The organism is Streptomyces sp. NPDC017095 (genome assembly GCF_044332325.1).
GTDB lineage: Bacteria > Actinomycetota > Actinomycetes > Streptomycetales > Streptomycetaceae > Streptomyces.
In genome coordinates this window covers 337,901-355,071 of the sequence record NZ_JBIROU010000003.1, presented here as the reverse complement: position 1 = coordinate 355,071, position 17,171 = coordinate 337,901, and the positions used below count along the sequence as shown (strand labels likewise).

14 protein-coding genes are annotated in these 17,171 nt (G+C 74.2%); 10 read left to right on the top strand and 4 right to left on the bottom strand.

The window, feature by feature from the left end:
• Positions 1-4 precede the first annotated feature (4 nt).
• Positions 5-502, bottom strand: coding sequence for an Lrp/AsnC family transcriptional regulator (locus ACH4OA_RS07755; RefSeq protein WP_397968120.1), 498 nt, complete (start codon positions 500-502; stop codon positions 5-7).
• Positions 503-676: 174 nt separating this feature from the next.
• Here ACH4OA_RS07755 and pdhA (ACH4OA_RS07750) point away from each other — a divergent pair, with 174 nt between their 5' ends.
• The 7 genes from pdhA (ACH4OA_RS07750) to ACH4OA_RS07720 all read left to right on the top strand — a co-directional run bounded on the left by pdhA (ACH4OA_RS07750) (position 677) and on the right by ACH4OA_RS07720 (position 8,788).
• Positions 677-1,843: a pyruvate dehydrogenase (acetyl-transferring) E1 component subunit alpha gene (gene pdhA, locus ACH4OA_RS07750; protein ID WP_397936452.1), complete on the top strand. Its 1,167-nt coding sequence runs from the start codon at positions 677-679 to the stop codon at positions 1,841-1,843.
• Positions 1,840-2,844, top strand: coding sequence for an alpha-ketoacid dehydrogenase subunit beta (locus ACH4OA_RS07745; RefSeq protein WP_397968118.1), 1,005 nt, complete (start codon positions 1,840-1,842; stop codon positions 2,842-2,844). The genes pdhA (ACH4OA_RS07750) and ACH4OA_RS07745 overlap by 4 nt, the downstream gene beginning before the upstream one ends.
• Positions 2,844-4,295, top strand: a complete 1,452-nt coding sequence (locus ACH4OA_RS07740; RefSeq protein ID WP_397968116.1) for a dihydrolipoamide acetyltransferase family protein — start codon at positions 2,844-2,846, stop codon at positions 4,293-4,295. The genes ACH4OA_RS07745 and ACH4OA_RS07740 overlap by 1 nt, the downstream gene beginning before the upstream one ends.
• Positions 4,296-4,366: 71 nt before the next feature.
• Positions 4,367-5,281, top strand: coding sequence for an NTP transferase domain-containing protein (locus ACH4OA_RS07735; protein WP_397968114.1), 915 nt, complete (start codon positions 4,367-4,369; stop codon positions 5,279-5,281).
• Positions 5,278-6,684, top strand: coding sequence for a molybdopterin molybdotransferase MoeA (locus tag ACH4OA_RS07730; protein ID WP_397968111.1), 1,407 nt, complete (start codon positions 5,278-5,280; stop codon positions 6,682-6,684). The genes ACH4OA_RS07735 and ACH4OA_RS07730 overlap by 4 nt, the downstream gene beginning before the upstream one ends.
• Positions 6,681-7,778, top strand: a complete 1,098-nt coding sequence (locus tag ACH4OA_RS07725) for a potassium channel family protein (RefSeq protein WP_397936444.1) — start codon at positions 6,681-6,683, stop codon at positions 7,776-7,778. The genes ACH4OA_RS07730 and ACH4OA_RS07725 overlap by 4 nt, the downstream gene beginning before the upstream one ends.
• Before the next feature lie 29 nt (positions 7,779-7,807).
• The gene (locus ACH4OA_RS07720) at positions 7,808-8,788 is read left to right on the top strand and encodes an NAD(P)H-quinone oxidoreductase (protein WP_397968109.1); all 981 of its coding nucleotides are present in this window, start codon (positions 7,808-7,810) and stop codon (positions 8,786-8,788) included.
• 52 nt (positions 8,789-8,840) lie between these two features.
• On the opposite strand, the gene ACH4OA_RS07715 is transcribed toward ACH4OA_RS07720, so the two are convergent.
• Entirely contained in the window at positions 8,841-9,680 is an 840-nt protein-coding gene (locus ACH4OA_RS07715; RefSeq protein WP_397968106.1) for a hypothetical protein, read from the bottom strand.
• A 174-nt stretch (positions 9,681-9,854) separates the two neighbouring features.
• Here ACH4OA_RS07715 and ACH4OA_RS07710 point away from each other — a divergent pair, with 174 nt between their 5' ends.
• Positions 9,855-10,397 (top strand): bacterial proteasome activator family protein, encoded by a 543-nt coding sequence (locus ACH4OA_RS07710; RefSeq protein ID WP_365871288.1) that lies wholly within the window; start codon positions 9,855-9,857, stop codon positions 10,395-10,397.
• A 304-nt stretch (positions 10,398-10,701) separates the two neighbouring features.
• On the opposite strand, the gene ACH4OA_RS07705 is transcribed toward ACH4OA_RS07710, so the two are convergent.
• Complete coding sequence (locus ACH4OA_RS07705; protein WP_397945962.1) at positions 10,702-12,333, bottom strand: protein kinase; 1,632 nt, start codon at positions 12,331-12,333, stop codon at positions 10,702-10,704.
• Positions 12,334-12,676: 343 nt separating this feature from the next.
• Between ACH4OA_RS07705 and ACH4OA_RS07700 the strand changes: the two genes are divergently transcribed.
• Entirely contained in the window at positions 12,677-14,323 is a 1,647-nt protein-coding gene (locus tag ACH4OA_RS07700) for a protein kinase (protein WP_397968104.1), read from the top strand.
• A 96-nt stretch (positions 14,324-14,419) separates the two neighbouring features.
• Here ACH4OA_RS07700 and ACH4OA_RS07695 read toward each other — a convergent pair whose 3' ends face one another.
• Positions 14,420-15,436 carry a phosphotransferase gene (locus ACH4OA_RS07695; RefSeq protein ID WP_397936435.1) on the bottom strand — a complete coding sequence of 339 codons (1,017 nt, stop codon included), beginning with the start codon at positions 15,434-15,436 and terminating at the stop codon, positions 14,420-14,422.
• A 517-nt stretch (positions 15,437-15,953) separates the two neighbouring features.
• Between ACH4OA_RS07695 and pdhA (ACH4OA_RS07690) the strand changes: the two genes are divergently transcribed.
• Entirely contained in the window at positions 15,954-17,171 is a 1,218-nt protein-coding gene (gene pdhA, locus ACH4OA_RS07690) for a pyruvate dehydrogenase (acetyl-transferring) E1 component subunit alpha (protein WP_365871296.1), read from the top strand.

The window sequence follows — 17,171 nt, the reverse complement described above, 5'->3', positions numbered from 1 at the left end:
GGTCTCAGCCGTCCGGCTCCAGGTGTTCTTCCTCGAACACCAGCAGCGTGCGGGTGCTGAGCACCTCGGGAATCGCCTGGAGCCGCGTGAGCACCAGTTCGCGCAGGGCCCGGTTGTCCGGGGTGTGCACCAGCAGCAGGACGTCGAAGTCGCCGCCCACCAGGGCGATGTGCGAGGCGCCGGGCAGCTCCCTGAGCTGCTCGCGGACGGTGCGCCAGGTGTTCTGGACGATCTTCAGGGTGATGTAGGCGGACGTGCTGTGCCCCGCCCGCTCGTGGTCCACGCGGGCGCTGAAACCCCGGATCACCCCGTCCTCGACGAGCCGGTCGATGCGCGCGTAGGCGTTGGCGCGCGAGACGTGGACGCGCTCGGCGACGGACCGTATCGAGGCGCGGCCGTCCGCCTGGAGGATCCTCAGGATGTCCTGGTCGATGGCGTCCAGCGGACGCGGCGGCAGCGCACCGGTCTGCGGCGGCCCCCCGGCCATTTGTTCATGCGTCATGTCCCCCCGCTTCACCGCCGTGGACGTCCTGCCTTCATTCCAGGCTGTGGAGAACCGTTTGTCCACAGCATGGAGGTGCCTGTAGCCAAAATGTGCCGTCGACCGAACAATCGGTAGGTGGGACGGGTCACAGCCGACACGTCTCCGTAGCCGCTCCCACGAGGAGGTGCCGTCATGACGGTTCTGGAGCAGCGGGGCGCGTACCGGCCTTCGCCGCCGCCCGCCTGGCAGCCCCGTACGGACCCCGCGCCGCTGCTGCCCGACGCCGAGCCCTACCGCGTCCTCGGCACCGGATCGGCCGCCGAGACCGACCCCGGCCTGCTCCGCCGGCTGTACGCCCAGCTGGTGCGCGGTCGCCGCTACAACGTCCAGGCGACCGCCCTGACCAAGCAGGGCCGGCTCGCCGTCTACCCGTCCAGCACCGGCCAGGAGGCCTGCGAGATCGGCGCGGCGCTGGCCCTGGAGGAGCGCGACTGGCTCTTCCCGAGCTACCGCGACACGCTCGCCGTCGTCGCCCGGGGCGTGGACCCGGTCGACGCGCTCACCCTGCTGCGCGGCGACTGGCACAGCGGCTACGACCCCTACGCGCACCGGGTGGCCCCGCTCAGCACCCCGCTCGCCACCCAGTTGCCGCACGCCGTCGGCCTCGCCCACGCCGCCCGCCTCAAGGGCGACGACGTGGTCGCGCTCGCCATGGTCGGCGACGGCGGCACCAGCGAGGGCGACTTCCACGAGGCGCTGAACTTCGCCGCCGTCTGGCAGGCACCGGTCGTCTTCCTGGTGCAGAACAACGGCTTCGCGATCTCCGTGCCGCTCGCCAAGCAGACCGCCGCGCCCTCCCTGGCCCACAAGGCCGTCGGGTACGGCATGCCGGGCCGGCTGGTCGACGGCAACGACGCGGTGGCCGTGCACGAGGTCGTCGGCGAGGCCGTGCGGCGCGCGCGCACCGGGGGCGGCCCGACCCTGGTGGAGGCGGTGACGTACCGCGTCGACGCCCACACCAACGCCGACGACGCCACCCGCTACCGGGAGGACGCCGAGGTCACGGCCTGGCGCGCGCACGACCCGGTCGAGCTGCTGGAACGCGAGCTGACCGGGCGGGGCCTGCTGGACGAGGCCGCTGCCGAGGCCGTCCGGCAGGACGCCGAGGCGATGGCCGCCGCGTTGCGGGAACGCATGAACCAGGACGCCGTGCTCGACCCCATGGACCTCTTCGACCACGTCTACGCCGAGCCCACGCCCCAGCTGCGCGAGCAGCGCGCCCTGCTGCGGGCCGAGCTGGAGGCCGAGCGGGAGCAGCACGGCGCGGCGTCCGGCGCCCCGGAAGGCGGCGCCCGATGACCACCGTCGCCGCCAAGCCCGCCACCCTCGCCCAGGCCCTCACGCGCGCGATGCGCGACGCCATGGCCGCCGACCCCGCCGTGCACGTCCTGGGCGAGGACGTCGGCACCCTCGGCGGTGTCTTCCGCGTCACCGACGGGCTCGCCAAGGAGTTCGGCGAGGACCGCTGCACCGACACCCCGCTCGCCGAGGCCGGCATCCTCGGGACCGCCGTGGGCATGGCCATGTACGGCCTGCGCCCGGTGGTGGAGATGCAGTTCGACGCCTTCGCCTACCCGGCGTTCGAGCAGCTCGTCAGCCATGTCTCCCGGATGCGCAACCGCACCCGCGGCCGGATGCCGCTGCCGATCACCGTCCGTGTCCCCTACGGCGGCGGCATCGGCGGTGTGGAGCACCACAGCGACTCCTCCGAGGTCTACTACACGGCGACCCCGGGCCTGCACGTCGTCACCCCGGCCACCGTCGCCGACGCCTACGGACTGCTGCGCCAGGCCATCGCCTCCGACGACCCGGTGGTCTTCCTGGAGCCCAAGCGGCTGTACTGGTCGAAGGACGCCTGGAACCCCGAGCAGCCGACGGCCGTGGAGCCCATCGGGCGCGCGGTGGTCCGCCGCCCCGGCCGCAGTGCCACCCTCATCACCTACGGCCCCTCGCTGCCGGTCTGCCTGGAGGCCGCCGAGGCCGCCCGGGCCGAGGGCTGGGACCTGGAGGTCGTCGACCTGCGCTCCCTGGTGCCGTTCGACGACGAGACGGTCTGCGCGGCCGTCCGGCGCACCGGACGCGCGGTCGTCGTCCACGAGTCCACCGGATTCGGCGGTCCGGGCGGCGAGATCGCGGCCCGGATCACCGAACGCTGCTTCCACCACCTGGAGGCACCGGTGCTGCGGGTGGCCGGCTTCGACATCCCCTATCCGCCGCCCATGCTGGAGCGGCACCACCTGCCCGGCGTCGACCGCATCCTCGACACCGTGGCCCGGTTGCAGTGGGAGGCCGAGGGCTGATGGCTCAGGTGCTGGAGTTCAGGCTGCCCGACCTCGGTGAGGGGCTCACCGAGGCGGAGATCGTCCGCTGGCTCGTCCAGGTCGGGGACGTGGTCGCCGTCGACCAGCCGGTGGTCGAGGTGGAGACGGCCAAGGCGATGGTCGAGGTGCCCTGTCCGTACGGCGGGGTGGTCACCGCCCGCTTCGGCGAGGAGGGCACCGAACTGCCCGTGGGCGCCCCGCTGCTGACGGTCGCCGTGGGCGGACCCGAGGAACGGCCGGAAGGCTCGGGCAACGTCCTGGTGGGCTACGGCACCCAGGCCCCGGCGGCCCGCCGGCGCCGGGTCCGGACGGGCCCGGCGGCCGTCGACGGGCAGGCCCGGCGGCCCGGCACCGCCGAAGCCGCTCCCCACGGGCTGGTGGCCGCACCGACGCCTCCGCCCGCCTCCGCCGGCGGAGGGCCCGGGCCCGCGGAAGCCGCGCCGCACGCGTGCGTGGCCGCACCGCAGCCTGCACCCGCGCCCGCCGGCGGACGGCCCGGGACCACCGGAGCCGCACCGCGGCCGGCGCCCGCCGCCGGGCCGGTGCCCGTGATCTCCCCGCTCGTGCGCAAGCTGGCCCGTGACAACGGCGTCGACCTGCGGCGGCTGACCGGATCCGGCCCGGACGGGCTCATCCTGCGCACGGACGTCGAGAACGCGCTGCGGGCCGGGACCGCACCCGTGGACGCGGCGGCCGGGGAGCAGGCCGTGCCGACGCCCGCGGCGGCGCCCCGCACCGAGGGCGCGGTCCGGATCCCGCTGAAGGGCGTCCGGGGCGCCGTCGCCGACAAGCTGTCCCGCAGCCGCCGGGAGATCCCCGACGCGACCTGCTGGGTCGACGCCGACGCGACCGAACTCCTGCGCGCCAGGACCGCGATGAACGCCTCCGGCGGCCCGAAGATCTCCCTCCTCGCGCTGCTCGCCCGCGTCTGCACCGCCGCGCTGGCCCGGTTCCCCGAGCTGAACTCCTACGTCGACACCGAGGCCCGCGAAGTGGTCCGGCTCGACCACGTCCACCTGGGGTTCGCCGCGCAGACCGACCGGGGACTGGTGGTGCCGGTCGTCCGGGACGCCCACGCGCGCGGCGCCGAGTCCCTGACCGCCGAGTTCGCCCGGCTCACCGAGGCCGCCCGCACGGGCACGCTGACGCCCGGGGAACTCACCGGCGGCACCTTCACGCTGAACAACTACGGGGTCTTCGGCGTCGACGGCTCCACCCCGATCGTGAACCACCCCGAGGCGGCCATGCTCGGCGTCGGACGCATCGTGCCCAAGCCGTGGGTGCACGAGGGCGAACTGGCCGTCCGGCAGGTCGTGCAGCTCTCGCTCACCTTCGACCACCGGGTGTGCGACGGCGGCACGGCGGGCGGCTTCCTGCGGTACGTGGCCGACTGCGTGGAACAGCCGGCGGTGCTGCTGCGCACCCTGTGAGGTACGGGAGCTGAGCATCCTGTGACAAACGCCGGGTCCGCAAGCGGGAGCGGACGGGACATACTCGTGGGGTGACCGACGCCGCACCCGCCGCTCCCGGCCCGCCCGCGCCGTACGACGCCGTCGTGCTGGCCGGCGGGGCCGCCCGGCGGCTCGGCGGGGCCGACAAGCCCGGGGTCCGCGTCGGCGGCCGCGCGCTGCTCGACCGGGTGCTCGCGGCCTGCGCGGACGCCCGGACGACCGTCGTCGTGGCCACGCCCCGGCCCACCGCCCGGCCGGTGCGCTGGGCCCGTGAGGAGCCGCCCGGTGGCGGTCCGGTCGCCGCGCTCGCGGCCGGGCTGCGGCAGACCACCGCCGGGCACGCCGTCGTCCTCTCCGCCGACCTGCCCTTCCTCGGACGCGGCGCGCTGCACCGGCTGCTGGCCGCCCTGCGGGACACCGGTGCCGACGGCGCCCTGCTCACCGACGCCGACGGCCGCGACCAGCCGCTCGTGGCCGCCTACCGCACCGCCGCCCTGCGCCGCGAGCTGGCCACCCTCGCCGCCGCGCACGACGGCCTCACCGGACTGCCGCTGCGCCGGCTGACCGGTGCCCTCCGCCTCACCCGCGTCCCGGACCCGCTCGCGTCCTTCGACTGCGACACCTGGGACGACATCGCCGACGCCAGGGCACGGATCAGGGAGCATGGCTCTGTGTTGGATGAATGGATCACCGCAGTCAAGGACGAGCTGGGCCTCGACCTGGACGTCGACACCGGCGCCCTGCTCGACCTGGCCCGGGACGCCGCGCACGGCGTGGCCCGTCCCGCCGCACCGCTGACCACCTTCCTCGTCGGCTACGCCGCGGCGCGGGCCGGGGGTGGGCCCGAGGCCGTCGCCGAGGCCGCCCGCAGGGCCGCCGCGCTGGCCCTGCGGTGGCAAGAGGAGAACGACGGCGGCGCGCAGGACCGGAGCGGCGGGGGCCCGAGCGTCCCGGACGCCGGATGACCGCCCCCGGCACCCCGGCCGACGCGCCCGCCGCCGACACCGACGACCTCGATGTCGAGGAGGCCCTGGCACTGGTGAGGGAAGCCCCCAGGGAACCCGGGGACGACGGCGCCGGGCTGCCGCCCGGCCCGGCCGCCGGGCCGTCCGGTGAGCGGCCCGCCGAGCGGCACCGGGCCATCCCCTGGCCCCACGCCCGCGCGATCGCCGCCCGCGCCGCGCGCGGCCAGGCCCCGAAGAAGGCGGAGGGCACCCCCGCCGGCCCCCGGCGCGCGCCCGTCTCCGTCTCCCTCGGCGACGCCCTCGGACTGGTCCTGGCCGCCCCGCTGGACGCGCTCACCGACCTGCCCTCCTTCGACACCTCCGCGATGGACGGCTGGGCGGTCGCCGGACCCGGCCCCTGGCAGGTGCGGGAGGAAGGGGTGCTCGCCGGGCACGCCCCGCCCGGGCCGCTCACGGACGGCGAGGCGGTCCGGATCGCCACCGGCGCCCGCGTCCCCGCCGACACCACCGCCGTCCTGCGCAGCGAGCACGGCCGGATGGACGCCCAGGGCCGGCTGCACGCCACCCGGGAGATGCTCCACGGCCAGGACATCCGCCCGCGCGGCCAGGAGTGCCGCACCGGCGACCGGTTGCTGCCCGTCGGCACCCTGGTCACCCCCGCCGTCCTGGGCCTCGCCGCGGCGGCCGGCTACGACACGGTCACCGCCGTCCCCCGGCCCAGCGCCGAAGTGCTCGTCCTCGGAGACGAGCTGCTGACCGCGGGCCTGCCGCACGACGGGCTGATCAGGGACGCGCTCGGTCCCATGCTGCCGCCCTGGCTGCGCGCCCTCGGTGCCGAGGTCCTCGCCGTCCGCCGGATCGGTGACGACGCCCGGGCGCTCCGCAAGGCGGTCACCGCCTCTCCGGCCGACCTGATCATCACCACCGGCGGTACCGCGGCCGGACCCGTCGACCACGTCCACCCGGTCCTGGAGCGCGTCGGCGCCGAACTCCTCGTCGACGGCGTCCAGGTGCGCCCCGGCCATCCCATGCTGCTGGCCCGCACCACGGACCACCAGCACCTCGTCGGGCTGCCCGGCAATCCGCTCGCGGCCGTCTCCGCTCTGCTCACGCTCGCCGAACCGCTGCTGCGGACCCTCGCCGCGCGTCCCGCGCCCGAGCCGTACACACTGCCCCTGAAGGAGGCGGTGCAGGGCCACCCGTACGACACGCGGCTCGTCCCCGTGGTGCTGCGCGGGGACCATGCCATGCCGCTGCACTACAACGGCCCGGCGATGCTCCGCGGTATCGCCGCCGCCGACGCGCTGGCCGTCGTACCGCCCGGCGGGGCCCGGCAGGACGAGGAGACGGAACTCCTCGACCTGCCCTGGGCCAGCGCCGGGATCGGGGTGTGTTTCACGTGAAACAACCGGGTCATGACGCCATCGGCCGCCAGGCTGGTGATCATCTGGCGTCCCAGCGGGTGCAACTGCCGAAACCACTGGTGGACCGGCCGATCCGCCAAGTGCTCAAGCGCCTGGTCATGGCTCTGACGGTGCTGGTCGCCACCGCGCTGATCGTCTACGCCGACCACGACGGCTACCACGACAACGCCGACGGCTCGGTCAGCCTCCTGGACGCCTTCTACTACGCGACGGTGACCCTCTCCACCACGGGCTACGGCGACATCACCCCGGTCGGTGACGGCGCCCGGCTCACCAACATCTTCCTCATCACGCCCCTGCGTGTGCTGTTCCTGATCATCCTGGTCGGCACCACGCTGGAGGTCCTCACCGAACGCACCCGTGAGGAATGGCGCCTGAACCGCTGGAGGTCCGCCTTGCGCGACCACACCGTCGTCATCGGCTTCGGCACGAAGGGCCGTTCGGCCATCCAGACCGTCTGCGCGACCGGACTGAAGAAGGAGCAGGTCGTCGTGGTCGACCCCAGCTCCAAGGCGATCGACGCGGCGACCGCGGAGGGCTACGCCGGGGTCATAGGCGACGCCACCCGCAGCGAGGTGCTCAAGCGGGCCGAGGTGCACAAGGCCCGGCAGATCATCGTCGCCCCGCAGCGCGACGACACCTCGGTCCTGGTCACCCTCACCGCTCGCCAGCTCAACCGCGGCGCCAAGATCGTGGCCGCCGTCCGCGAGGAGGAGAACGCCCCGCTGCTCAAGCAGTCCGGCGCCGATGCCGTCATCACCAGTTCCGGCGCGGCCGGCCGGCTGCTCGGCCTCTCCGTGCTGAGTCCCGCCGCCGGCATGGTGATGGAGGACCTGATCCAGCAGGGCAGCGGGCTCGACATCGTGGAACGGGCCGTGGTCCGCGGCGAGGTCGGCAAGAAGCCGCGCGAGACGGACGACCTCGTGGTGAGCGTCCTGCGCGGGCACCGGGTGCTCGGTTACGACGACCCGTCCGTCGGCACCCTCCAGCTCACGGACCGGCTCATCACCATCGTCCGGGTCAGTCCGGGCGTCCAGGTCACCGCGGACACCCGCCCCCTCCCACACGGCTGACAGCGGTGGTGGAGGGTAGCGTCACGGGCATGCATGCGATCACGATTCCCCAACCCGGTGGTCCCGAGGCGCTGGTGTGGGACGAGGTTCCCGATCCGGTGCCCGGTGAGGGCGAAGTGCTGGTCGAGGTGGTGGCCAGCGCCGTCAACCGCGCCGACATCCTCCAGCGCCAGGGCTCCTACAACCCGCCGCCCGGCGCCTCCGCCTACCCCGGCCTGGAGTGCTCCGGCCGGATCGCCGCGCTCGGCCCCGGCGTCTCCGGCTGGGCCGTCGGCGACGAGGTGTGCGCGCTGCTCGCGGGCGGCGGCTACGCCGAGAAGGTCGCCGTACCGGCCGGGCAACTGCTCCCCGTGCCCGAGGGCCTGGACCTGAAGCAGGCGGCGGCGCTGCCCGAGGTGGTCTGCACGGTCTGGTCCAACGTGTTCATGGTCGCCCACCTGCGTCCGGGCGAGACCCTGCTGGTGCACGGCGGCTCCAGCGGCATCGGCACCATGGCCGTCCAGCTCGCCAAGGCCCTCGGCGCCAGGGTCGCGGTGACCGCCGGCACGAAGGAGAAGCTGGACTACTGCGCCGAGCTGGGCGCGGACGTGCTCATCAACTACCGCGAGCAGGACTTCGTCGCCGAGATCAAGCAGGCCACCGACGGCGCGGGCGCCGATGTCATCCTCGACAACATGGGCGCCAAGTACCTGGACCGCAACGTCCAGGCCCTCGCCGTCAACGGGCGCCTCGCCATCATCGGCATGCAGGGCGGCTCGAAGGGCGAGCTGAACATCGGCGCGCTGCTCGCCAAGCGGGGCGCGGTCAGCGCGACCTCGCTGCGCTCCCGTCCGCTGGACGAGAAGGCGGCCATCGTCGCCGCCGTACGCGAGCACGTGTGGCCGCTCCTCGTCGACGGGCACGTCCGTCCGGTCGTGGACCGCGAGGTGCCGATGCCGGAGGCAGCCGAGGCGCACGGCCTGGTGGAGGCGAGCGGTCACATCGGCAAGGTGCTGCTGGTGGCGCCGTAGCGCGCAGCCTCGGCAGCCAGGTGGTGCCGTCCTGGCGGTGGAGGCCGGGTGGTCAGGTCCTGCGGAGCCGCAGGCCCAGCAGGCCCAGGCCGAGCCCCAGGCCGATGAGGACCAGACCGCTGCCCAGCGGGAGGATCCGCAGGACCGGCTCCGTCGCGGCCTCGCTCCGCCCGGTCGCCTGCCGGGACCGCGGCGGGGCCGTGGCGGAGCCGAGTCCGGCCCCGTCGGGCGGCTGGGAGGCGGCGGGCACGTCCGTGATCTCCGGTTCCGCCGGCTGGGCGGCGGGCGTGACGGAAGCGGTGTCGTCGTCGTCCTCCGCCTCCGGCTCCGCCTCGGACCGGTCCGGCCGGCCCGGCCGCATCCGTCCCTCACCGGCCCGGCTGCCCGCCCGGGTCGGCTCGCTCCAGGCGAGGGAGTGGTACGGACGGACCGACGCCGAGGCGGAGTCGGACGGCAGGGGGATGAGGGCGGGCGCGTCGGGGCGCGGGAGGCCGGCGGGGGCGGACGGCCCGCGGTCCGGGCGGTCGTGGCCGGGACGGCCGTGATCCGGATGCCCCTCCTCACGCGGCCCGTGCCCCGGCGCCGGATGGTCCGCGGCGGGGTGGCCCTGCGCCGGATGGTCCGCGGCCGGGCGGCCCTGCGCCGGGTGGTCCGGGGACGGATGGTCCGCGGCGGGGTGGCCCTGGGGCGAGTGGGCCGGGGACGCGTTCCCCGGGGCGTCCCGCCGCTGCTCGCCGCGTCCGGTGGCGGACGCGTGGGCGGGGCCCGGCTCGGCGGCGCGCGCGGGCGTGCCGCCGTACACGACGGTGACGCCGTACAGCGGCAGTGCCGCCGCCGCGAGGACGGCGGGCAGCCGCAGACAGCGGAGCGTGAGTCGCAGGCGTGGCGGCACGTCGCTGACCTCCCGGAACCCAGGTGTCGTGACCGGTGGATGACTGACGGGAACAAGCCTCACATTCAATCCGGCCGAGGGCATTCCGGATTGGTCCGTCGGGTCGAAACGCCGGATCGGCCACACCGGGGGGCGCCACGGTGATGAGGTGGGGGCGTGCGAGAGAATGGCGGCATGGAGATGCCGAGGAACGAACGGTCGCCGGAGAATCCGCAGATCCTTGTCGTGGGTCAGGACGGGATGGCGCTCGGCGGTGGCGGAGACGATGACTCCCGTGAGACCCCGGTGACGGAGCAGGTGGAACAGCCCGCCAAGGTCATGCGGATCGGCAGCATGATCAAGCAGCTGCTGGAGGAGGTGCGGGCGGCTCCCCTCGACGAGGCCAGCCGCGTGCGGCTGAAGGAGATCCACGCCAGCTCCGTCAAGGAGCTGGAGGACGGTCTGGCCCCCGAGCTGGTCGAAGAGCTGGAGCGGCTGTCCCTGCCGTTCACCCACGAGGCCACCCCGAGCGACGCGGAACTGCGGATCGCGCAGGCGCAGCTGGTGGGCTGGCTGGAGGGTCTCTTCCACGGGATCCAGACGACGCTGTTCGCCCAGCAGATGGCCGCGCGGGCCCAGCTGGAGCAGATGCGCCGCGCGCTGCCGCCGGGGGTGTCCGGTCCCGAGGGCGGTGACGACCCGCACGTGGCCGGCCGTTCGGGCGGGCCGTACCTGTAACCCCCGCGAGCCCGGTACGCGGCTCTCATCCGGTCACGACACACGAAGGGCCCGGCGGACGACCGCCGGGCCCGGCTCATGCGCCGCGCGGACCGGTGAAGCGCCGCCGGGCGCGGCGCACCGACCGGGTCGCACCGGCCCCGGGCGGCTCACACGCCGTGCGCACCAGCCCGGAGCGCGCCGCCGGGTGCGGCTCACAGACCGTGTCGCACCGGCCGAGGCGTGCCGCCGGGCCCGGCTCACGCGTCGTACGGACCGGCGGGAGCGTGCCGCCGGGTCCGGGTCCCCGGCGTCCTGCCGCCCGTCACTGCGGAGGGTTGCCCGTCGACACGCTCAGCTCGATGGCGTCCATGTGGTCCGGGTCGACGTCGGTGCCCTGGGCGGGGAACTGGTTCAGCACGGTGCCGTCGCCCCAGGTGTTCTCGTTCTGGTCGTCGATCCTCCACTTCCAGCCCGCGGCCTGGAGGCACTGCTTCACGGAGCCGATGTCCTTGTACCGGAAGTCGGGCAGCTGGATCTTGTCCGGGTCCCGCCACGACTCCTGCGGGTCGGTGCACTTCTCCTTGTCGATGCGCCGGGAGGTGTCCGCCGTGCGGTAGCCCGCCGGGTGGGAGGAGGACGCCGAGGCGCTGGTGCCGCCGGCACCGCCGTTGGTGTCGTCGCCGCCGTTGCGCAGCGTCAGCGCGACGGTCAGCCCGACGGCCACGATGACCGCCACCGCGGCCGAGGCGAGCAGGACCGGCCGCCGGTTCCGGCCCGCGCCGGCGGGCTGCCCCGGCCGCTGCGCGACCGTGTAGGGCGGCGGGGTCTGCGCCGCGGGCTGCGGGCCGTAGCCCGCGGCGGGCGTCTGGTAGCCGCCCTGCTGCGGATAGCCGTAGGCCGGTGCGGGCGTCTGGTGGCCGTACGGATGCGGGGCCGGGGCCGGCTGGTACGGCGTCTGCACCTGGCCCTGCGGGACCGGTGCCGCCTGGTCGACCGGCGGGAACACCGCGGAGCCGACGCCCGAGCCGCTCTGCCGGGGCCCGGCGCCGGGCACGATGTTCGGCGCGGCCCCCTGGAGGGAGGCCGCGACCCGCAGGCACTCCTGGCGCATGGCCTCGGCGCTCGGGAAACGTTCGTTGGGGTTCTTCCGCAGCGCGCGGGCGACCAGCGCGTCCACGGCGGGCGGCAGCGCGCGGTTGACCGAGGAGGGCGCCACCGGCTCCTCCTGTACATGCGCGTACGCGATCGCCAGCGGGGAGTCCGCGTCGAACGGCAGCCGGCCGGTGACCAGCTGGAACAGCATGATGCCGACCGAGTACAGGTCGGACCGGGCGTCCACGCCCCGGCCGAGGGCCTGCTCGGGCGAGAGGTACTGCGGGGTGCCCACGACCATGCCGGTCTGCGTCATGGAGGTGACGCCGGACTGCATGGCGCGGGCGATGCCGAAGTCCATGACCTTGACCACGCCGCGCCGGGTCGTCATCACGTTGCCCGGCTTGATGTCCCGGTGGACCAGCCCCTTCTCGTGGCTGATCTCCAGGGCGGCGAGCACGTCGGCGGTGATCTCCAGCGCCTTGCCGGCGGGCATGGCGCCGTACTGCCGGATGTCGTCGGCCAGGACCGAGCCCAGCGGCCGGCCCTCGACGTACTCCATGACGATGTACGGCGTCGCCATGCCGTCCACGTCGTCCTCGCCGGTGTCGAAGACGGAGACGATGTTGGTGTGCGTGAGCTTGGCCACGGCCTGCGCCTCGCGGCGGAAGCGCTCGCGGAAGGCCTGTTCCCGGCCGAGTTCGGTGTGCAGGGTCTTGATGGCGACCTGGCGGTCCAGCACCGTGTCGTACGCCAGGTGCACCGAGGCCATGCCGCCCTCGCCCAGCAGGTCGCGAAGCTGGTAGCGGCCCTGGGCCAGCGCCCGCCCCGCGTACCGGCCGTGTGCGCCGTCCTGGCTCATCTCTGCGCGTCCCCCACTGACCGTCCGGCGCCGTGCTCCAGCGGACAGGCCTTGATCGAATGTCTCATTCCCGGCCAAGTCTGCCCGAGGGCACCGGCACGTCAAGCTCGGTGCCCGTTCCGTGACCGTACGCGCAAGAAGCGTCGTGGAAGCGTTACCGGGGGCGTACGGCCGGCACACATAATTTGCACGACAGCGCGTGCTGGAGGTTTCATGGCCGGTCCGTCCCGGGCCCGTCCCGGGTGCCGTTCCGGACCGGCGGCCCCCACGGAGGCTGTAGCGTGGCCGACGGAGACCGTGACAACACCGCGCGCACCGCGGGCAGAAACGACGGCGAGGACTGATGGCACAGACGCAGCGCTCTCAGGGCCCGTCCGACCCCGAGGCGACTGGCGGCGGCATGTCGGACGCGCCGGAACTGTGGGGCAACGGCGGGCTCGTCGGCGACGGCCGGTACCGGCTGACGCACCGGCTGGGCCGGGGCGGCATGGCCGAGGTGTTCGCGGCCGAGGACGTCCGGCTGGGCCGCACGGTCGCGGTCAAGCTGCTCCGCGCGGACCTGGCCGAGGACCCGGTCTCCAAGGCGCGCTTCACCCGCGAGGCGCAGTCCGTCGCGGGCCTGAACCACCATGCGATCGTCGCCGTGTACGACTCCGGCGAGGACGTGGTGGGCGGTCAGTCCGTGCCGTACATCGTCATGGAGCTGGTCGAGGGCCGCACCATCCGCGACCTGCTGATGAACGCCGAGGCGCCGGGCCCGGAGCAGGCCCTGATCATCGTCTCCGGTGTGCTGGAGGCGCTCGCCTACTCGCACCAGCACGGCATCGTGCACCGTGACATCAAGCCGGCGAACGTCATCATCACCCACAGCGGCGCCGTCAAGGTGATGGACTTCGGCATCGCCCGCGCCCTGCACGGCGCGTCCACGACGATGACGCAGACCGGCATGGTCATGGGCACCCCGCAGTACCTCTCGCCGGAGCAGGCGCTCGGCAAGGCCGTCGACCACCGCTCCGACCTGTACGCCACCGGCTGCCTGCTGTACGAACTGCTCGCGCTGCGGCCCCCGTTCACCGGCGAGACTCCGCTGTCGGTGGTCTACCAGCACGTCCAGGACATGCCGGTGCCGCCGTCGCAGGTCGCCGACGGCACCTGCCCGCCGGAGCTGGACGGCCTGGTGATGCGCTCCCTCGCCAAGGAGCCCGACGACCGGTTCCAGACCGCCGAGGAGATGCGCGGCCTGGTCCAGTACGGCCTGCAGATGCTGTACGAGCAGGGCGCCCACACCGGCACCTGGAACACCGGTCCGGTGCAGGCGCAGGACGGCCGGCACACCCCGGCGGCCGGACTCGGCGGGACGACCGTCATGCCGGTGGACGCGGGCGGCACCGCGCAGATCCCGCAGCCGATCCTGCCCACGGGCTACGGCAGCGGCGACGACGGCGGCTTCGAGGGCCACGGCGCCCGGCGCGGCGGCCGCGGCAAGATGTGGATCCTCGCCGTCCTCGCGGTCGTCGCGATCGCGGCGGGCGTGGCGCTGGCGCTGAACGGCGCCGAGGGCGACGGCGGCAAGGGCACCGACACCAAGCCGACGACGACGCACTCCAAGAGCACGAAGAAGGAGTCGCCCAAGCCGACCCCGACCGACGAGGAAACCGACCCGCCCTCGGACCCGGCCACGCAGGACGGCAGCTCGGGCACGGGCACCGGTTCCGGCTGGCCGCCGGCGTCCACGCCCTCGTACACCCCGTCGCAGACCGCCCCGTCGACCCCGACCGACGAGCCGTCCGCCCCGCAGCCGACCCAGACGCAGCCCACGGCGACGACCGACGGCGGTACCACGGACGGCGGCACGGTCGGCGGCACCACGGACGCCGGTACGACGGACGGCGGGACCACCGACGGCGGCGGGACCACGACCGACGGCGGCGGCGACACCGCCGACGGCGGGACCACGGCCGACGGCGGCACCGGCGAGACCGCCGGTTGAAGCGAACCTCCGGCGACCGGCCCGGCGTCACCCTGAGCCGGCGCCGGCCGCCCGCCGCGGCGCGCGCCGCCCGGTGACCCTTCTCCCGCCGGGCGCTCACCGCACGAACGCGTCGCACACCGCGTCGTACTCGCGCGTCCACCACACCGCGAGCGCGGACGCGGCCGGGAACTGGCAGTCCGCGCGGGTGTCGCCGCGCTCGTAGTGCCAGCGCAGCATCCAGAAGTCGTTCAGCCGCTCCCACCACACGCGGTGCACGGCCGCCGCCAGCTCCGCGGGCGCGGCGCCGGCCGCGCGCCGGTACGCGCGCGCGTAGGCGCGCACTTTCGGCAGGTCCAGCCGTCCGGCGGGGCGTACGAAGAAGATGGCGGCGGCGCGTACGGCCTCCTCCGCGCGCGGCTGTACGCCGAGCCGGTCCCAGTCCACGATGGCGGCCGGGGCGTCGTCCCGGTAGAGCACGTTGAACGGGTGGAAGTCGCCGTGCACCCAGCCCACCGGGCCGCCGCGCGGCGGACGCCGGTGCGCGTGCTGCTCCAGCAGGGCCCGGCGTTCCAGCAGCCGGTGCCGGGCGAGTTCGTCGAAGGTGTCGGCGGGCCGGTGCCGGCGGACGTGCGCGAGCAGGTCGTCGATGAGGGCGTGGGTGTCGGCCGGGTCGGCGCTCTCCACGGGGTGCGGGCTCGTCGCCGGGCGCGTGCGCCCCTTGGGCGGCATCACGCGCTCCAGACAGGCGTGCACGGCCCCGAGGACGGCGCCTAAGCGGGCGCTCTCGCCCCGGGTGAGCTGGCCGCCGTGGCGGTGGCCGCCGTCGATCCAGGGGTGCAGGGCGTAGGCGTGGCCGCCGACGACCGCGACCGTGCGGCCCTCGCGGTCCGCGAGCGGCGGGGCGACCGGGACGCCGAGGTCGGCGAGGCGCTGGGTGGCGCGGTTCCGGCGCTCGATGGCGGCCGGGTCGGCGGTGTCCGGGTCGAAGTGGTGCTTCAGGAAGTACCGGCCGCGGGTGGTGTTCAGCCGGTAGCCGCGGTTGAGCAGGCCCTGGTCGACCGGCTCGCAGGTGAGGACGGTGCCCGCGGCGTACAGACGGAGCAGGGTGCCCACGGGGGGCGCGTGGGGCACGACGGGGGGTACACATGAGCGCGGCACGCGCCAGATGTTAGGGCACGCGGCGAGCCCGTGAGCTGGGCATTGTCACAGGCAGTCGCCGACGGTCGCTTTCGGTCACGACACGGGCTTTTCCGGGGCCGTGCGGAGATTGCCGGTGGCTTCCGGGGCGGCCGATCGGGCATGTCCCCACTTTTCCGTCTTCGTGTGCGAGGCCGGTGTCACAGTGGACTCTTCCCGTGACCTGGGTGCGCGAGATAACGTGCGCTTGCTCCGGACTGCGACAAGGCTGTGACCAGCACGCTTTCACGCCCCCTCGATTTACTTGGAAATCCAAGCAAAATCGCAGGTCAAACGGGGTTTCACAGAAATGTGAGGCACTGGGTAACGTGTTGGTTGCAGGGCGCTCGCCGGGGCACCTGTCACGCCTGTTCCCGGCCGAGTGGCACCCACCCCGTGCCCGGTGGTCGGAACAGGTGAGCCGCACTGGCCTACCGGCAACCCCGGGGGCCGGAACGACGGAGGAGCACACGTGACCGTGGAGAGCAGTGCCGCGCGCAAGCCGCGACGCAGCGCCGCAGGCAAGGCCGGCACCACCGGCAGCAAGACCGGAGCCACCGGCACCGAGCGCACCACCCGTACCACCCGCAGTACCGCGAAGAAGAGCACCGACCCCGAACTCGTGCAGCTGCTGACCCCGGAGGGCGAGCGGGTCGCGAACGCCGAGTACGACGCCTACGTCGCCGGCCTCACCCCCGACGATCTGCGCGGCCTCTACCGCGACATGGTGCTCACCCGTCGCTTCGACGCCGAGGCCACCGCCCTGCAGCGCCAGGGGGAGCTGGGCCTGTGGGCGTCCCTGCTGGGCCAGGAAGCCGCCCAGATCGGCTCCGGCCGCGCCACCCGCGAGGACGACTACGTCTTCCCGACCTACCGGGAGCACGGCGTCGCCTGGTGCCGCGGCGTCGACCCGGCCAACCTGCTCGGCATGTTCCGCGGCGTGAACCACGGCGGCTGGGACCCGAACAGCAACAACTTCCACCTGTACACGATCGTCATCGGCTCCCAGACGCTGCACGCCACCGGCTACGCGATGGGCGTGGCCAAGGACGGCGCGGACTCCGCGGTCATCGCCTACTTCGGCGACGGCGCCTCCAGCCAGGGCGACGTGGCGGAATCGTTCACTTTCTCCGCGGTCTACAACGCCCCGGTGGTGTTCTTCTGCCAGAACAACCAGTGGGCGATCTCCGAGCCGACCGAGCGCCAGACCCGCGTCCCGCTGTACCAGCGCGCCCAGGGCTACGGCTTCCCGGGCGTCCGGGTCGACGGCAACGACGTGCTGGCCTGCCTGGCGGTCACCAAGTGGGCGCTGGAGCGCGCCCGCCGCGGCGAGGGCCCCACCCTGGTGGAGGCGTACACCTACCGCATGGGCGCCCACACCACCTCCGACGACCCCACCCGCTACCGGGGCGACGAGGAGCGGCTGGCCTGGGAGGCGAAGGACCCGATCCTGCGCCTGCGCCGCCACCTGGAGGCCGCACACCACGCGGACGAGGGATTCTTCGCGGAACTCGAGGCCGAGTCCGAGACGTTGGGCAAGCGGGTGCGCGAAGCGGTCCGCGCCATGCCCGACCCGGACCGCTTCGCCCTCTTCGAGAACGTGTACGCGGACGGACACGCGCTCGTGGACGAGGAACGCGCCCAGTTCGCCGCCTACCAGGCGTCGTTCGCCGATGAAGGGGGTCACTGA

What these genes read in the sequence shown, in the direction of transcription:
- ACH4OA_RS07755 (WP_397968120.1), bottom strand. Translation starts at nt 502, where the DNA reads ATGACGCATGAACAAATGGCCGGGGGGCCGCCGCAGACCGGTGCGCTG.
- pdhA (WP_397936452.1), top strand. Translation starts at nt 677, where the DNA reads ATGACGGTTCTGGAGCAGCGGGGCGCGTACCGGCCTTCGCCGCCGCCC.
- ACH4OA_RS07745 (WP_397968118.1), top strand. Translation starts at nt 1,840, where the DNA reads ATGACCACCGTCGCCGCCAAGCCCGCCACCCTCGCCCAGGCCCTCACG.
- ACH4OA_RS07740 (WP_397968116.1), top strand. Translation starts at nt 2,844, where the DNA reads ATGGCTCAGGTGCTGGAGTTCAGGCTGCCCGACCTCGGTGAGGGGCTC.
- ACH4OA_RS07730 (WP_397968111.1), top strand. Translation starts at nt 5,278, where the DNA reads ATGACCGCCCCCGGCACCCCGGCCGACGCGCCCGCCGCCGACACCGAC.
- ACH4OA_RS07720 (WP_397968109.1), top strand. Translation starts at nt 7,808, where the DNA reads ATGCATGCGATCACGATTCCCCAACCCGGTGGTCCCGAGGCGCTGGTG.
- ACH4OA_RS07710 (WP_365871288.1), top strand. Translation starts at nt 9,855, where the DNA reads ATGGAGATGCCGAGGAACGAACGGTCGCCGGAGAATCCGCAGATCCTT.
- ACH4OA_RS07705 (WP_397945962.1), bottom strand. Translation starts at nt 12,333, where the DNA reads ATGAGCCAGGACGGCGCACACGGCCGGTACGCGGGGCGGGCGCTGGCC.
- ACH4OA_RS07700 (WP_397968104.1), top strand. Translation starts at nt 12,677, where the DNA reads ATGGCACAGACGCAGCGCTCTCAGGGCCCGTCCGACCCCGAGGCGACT.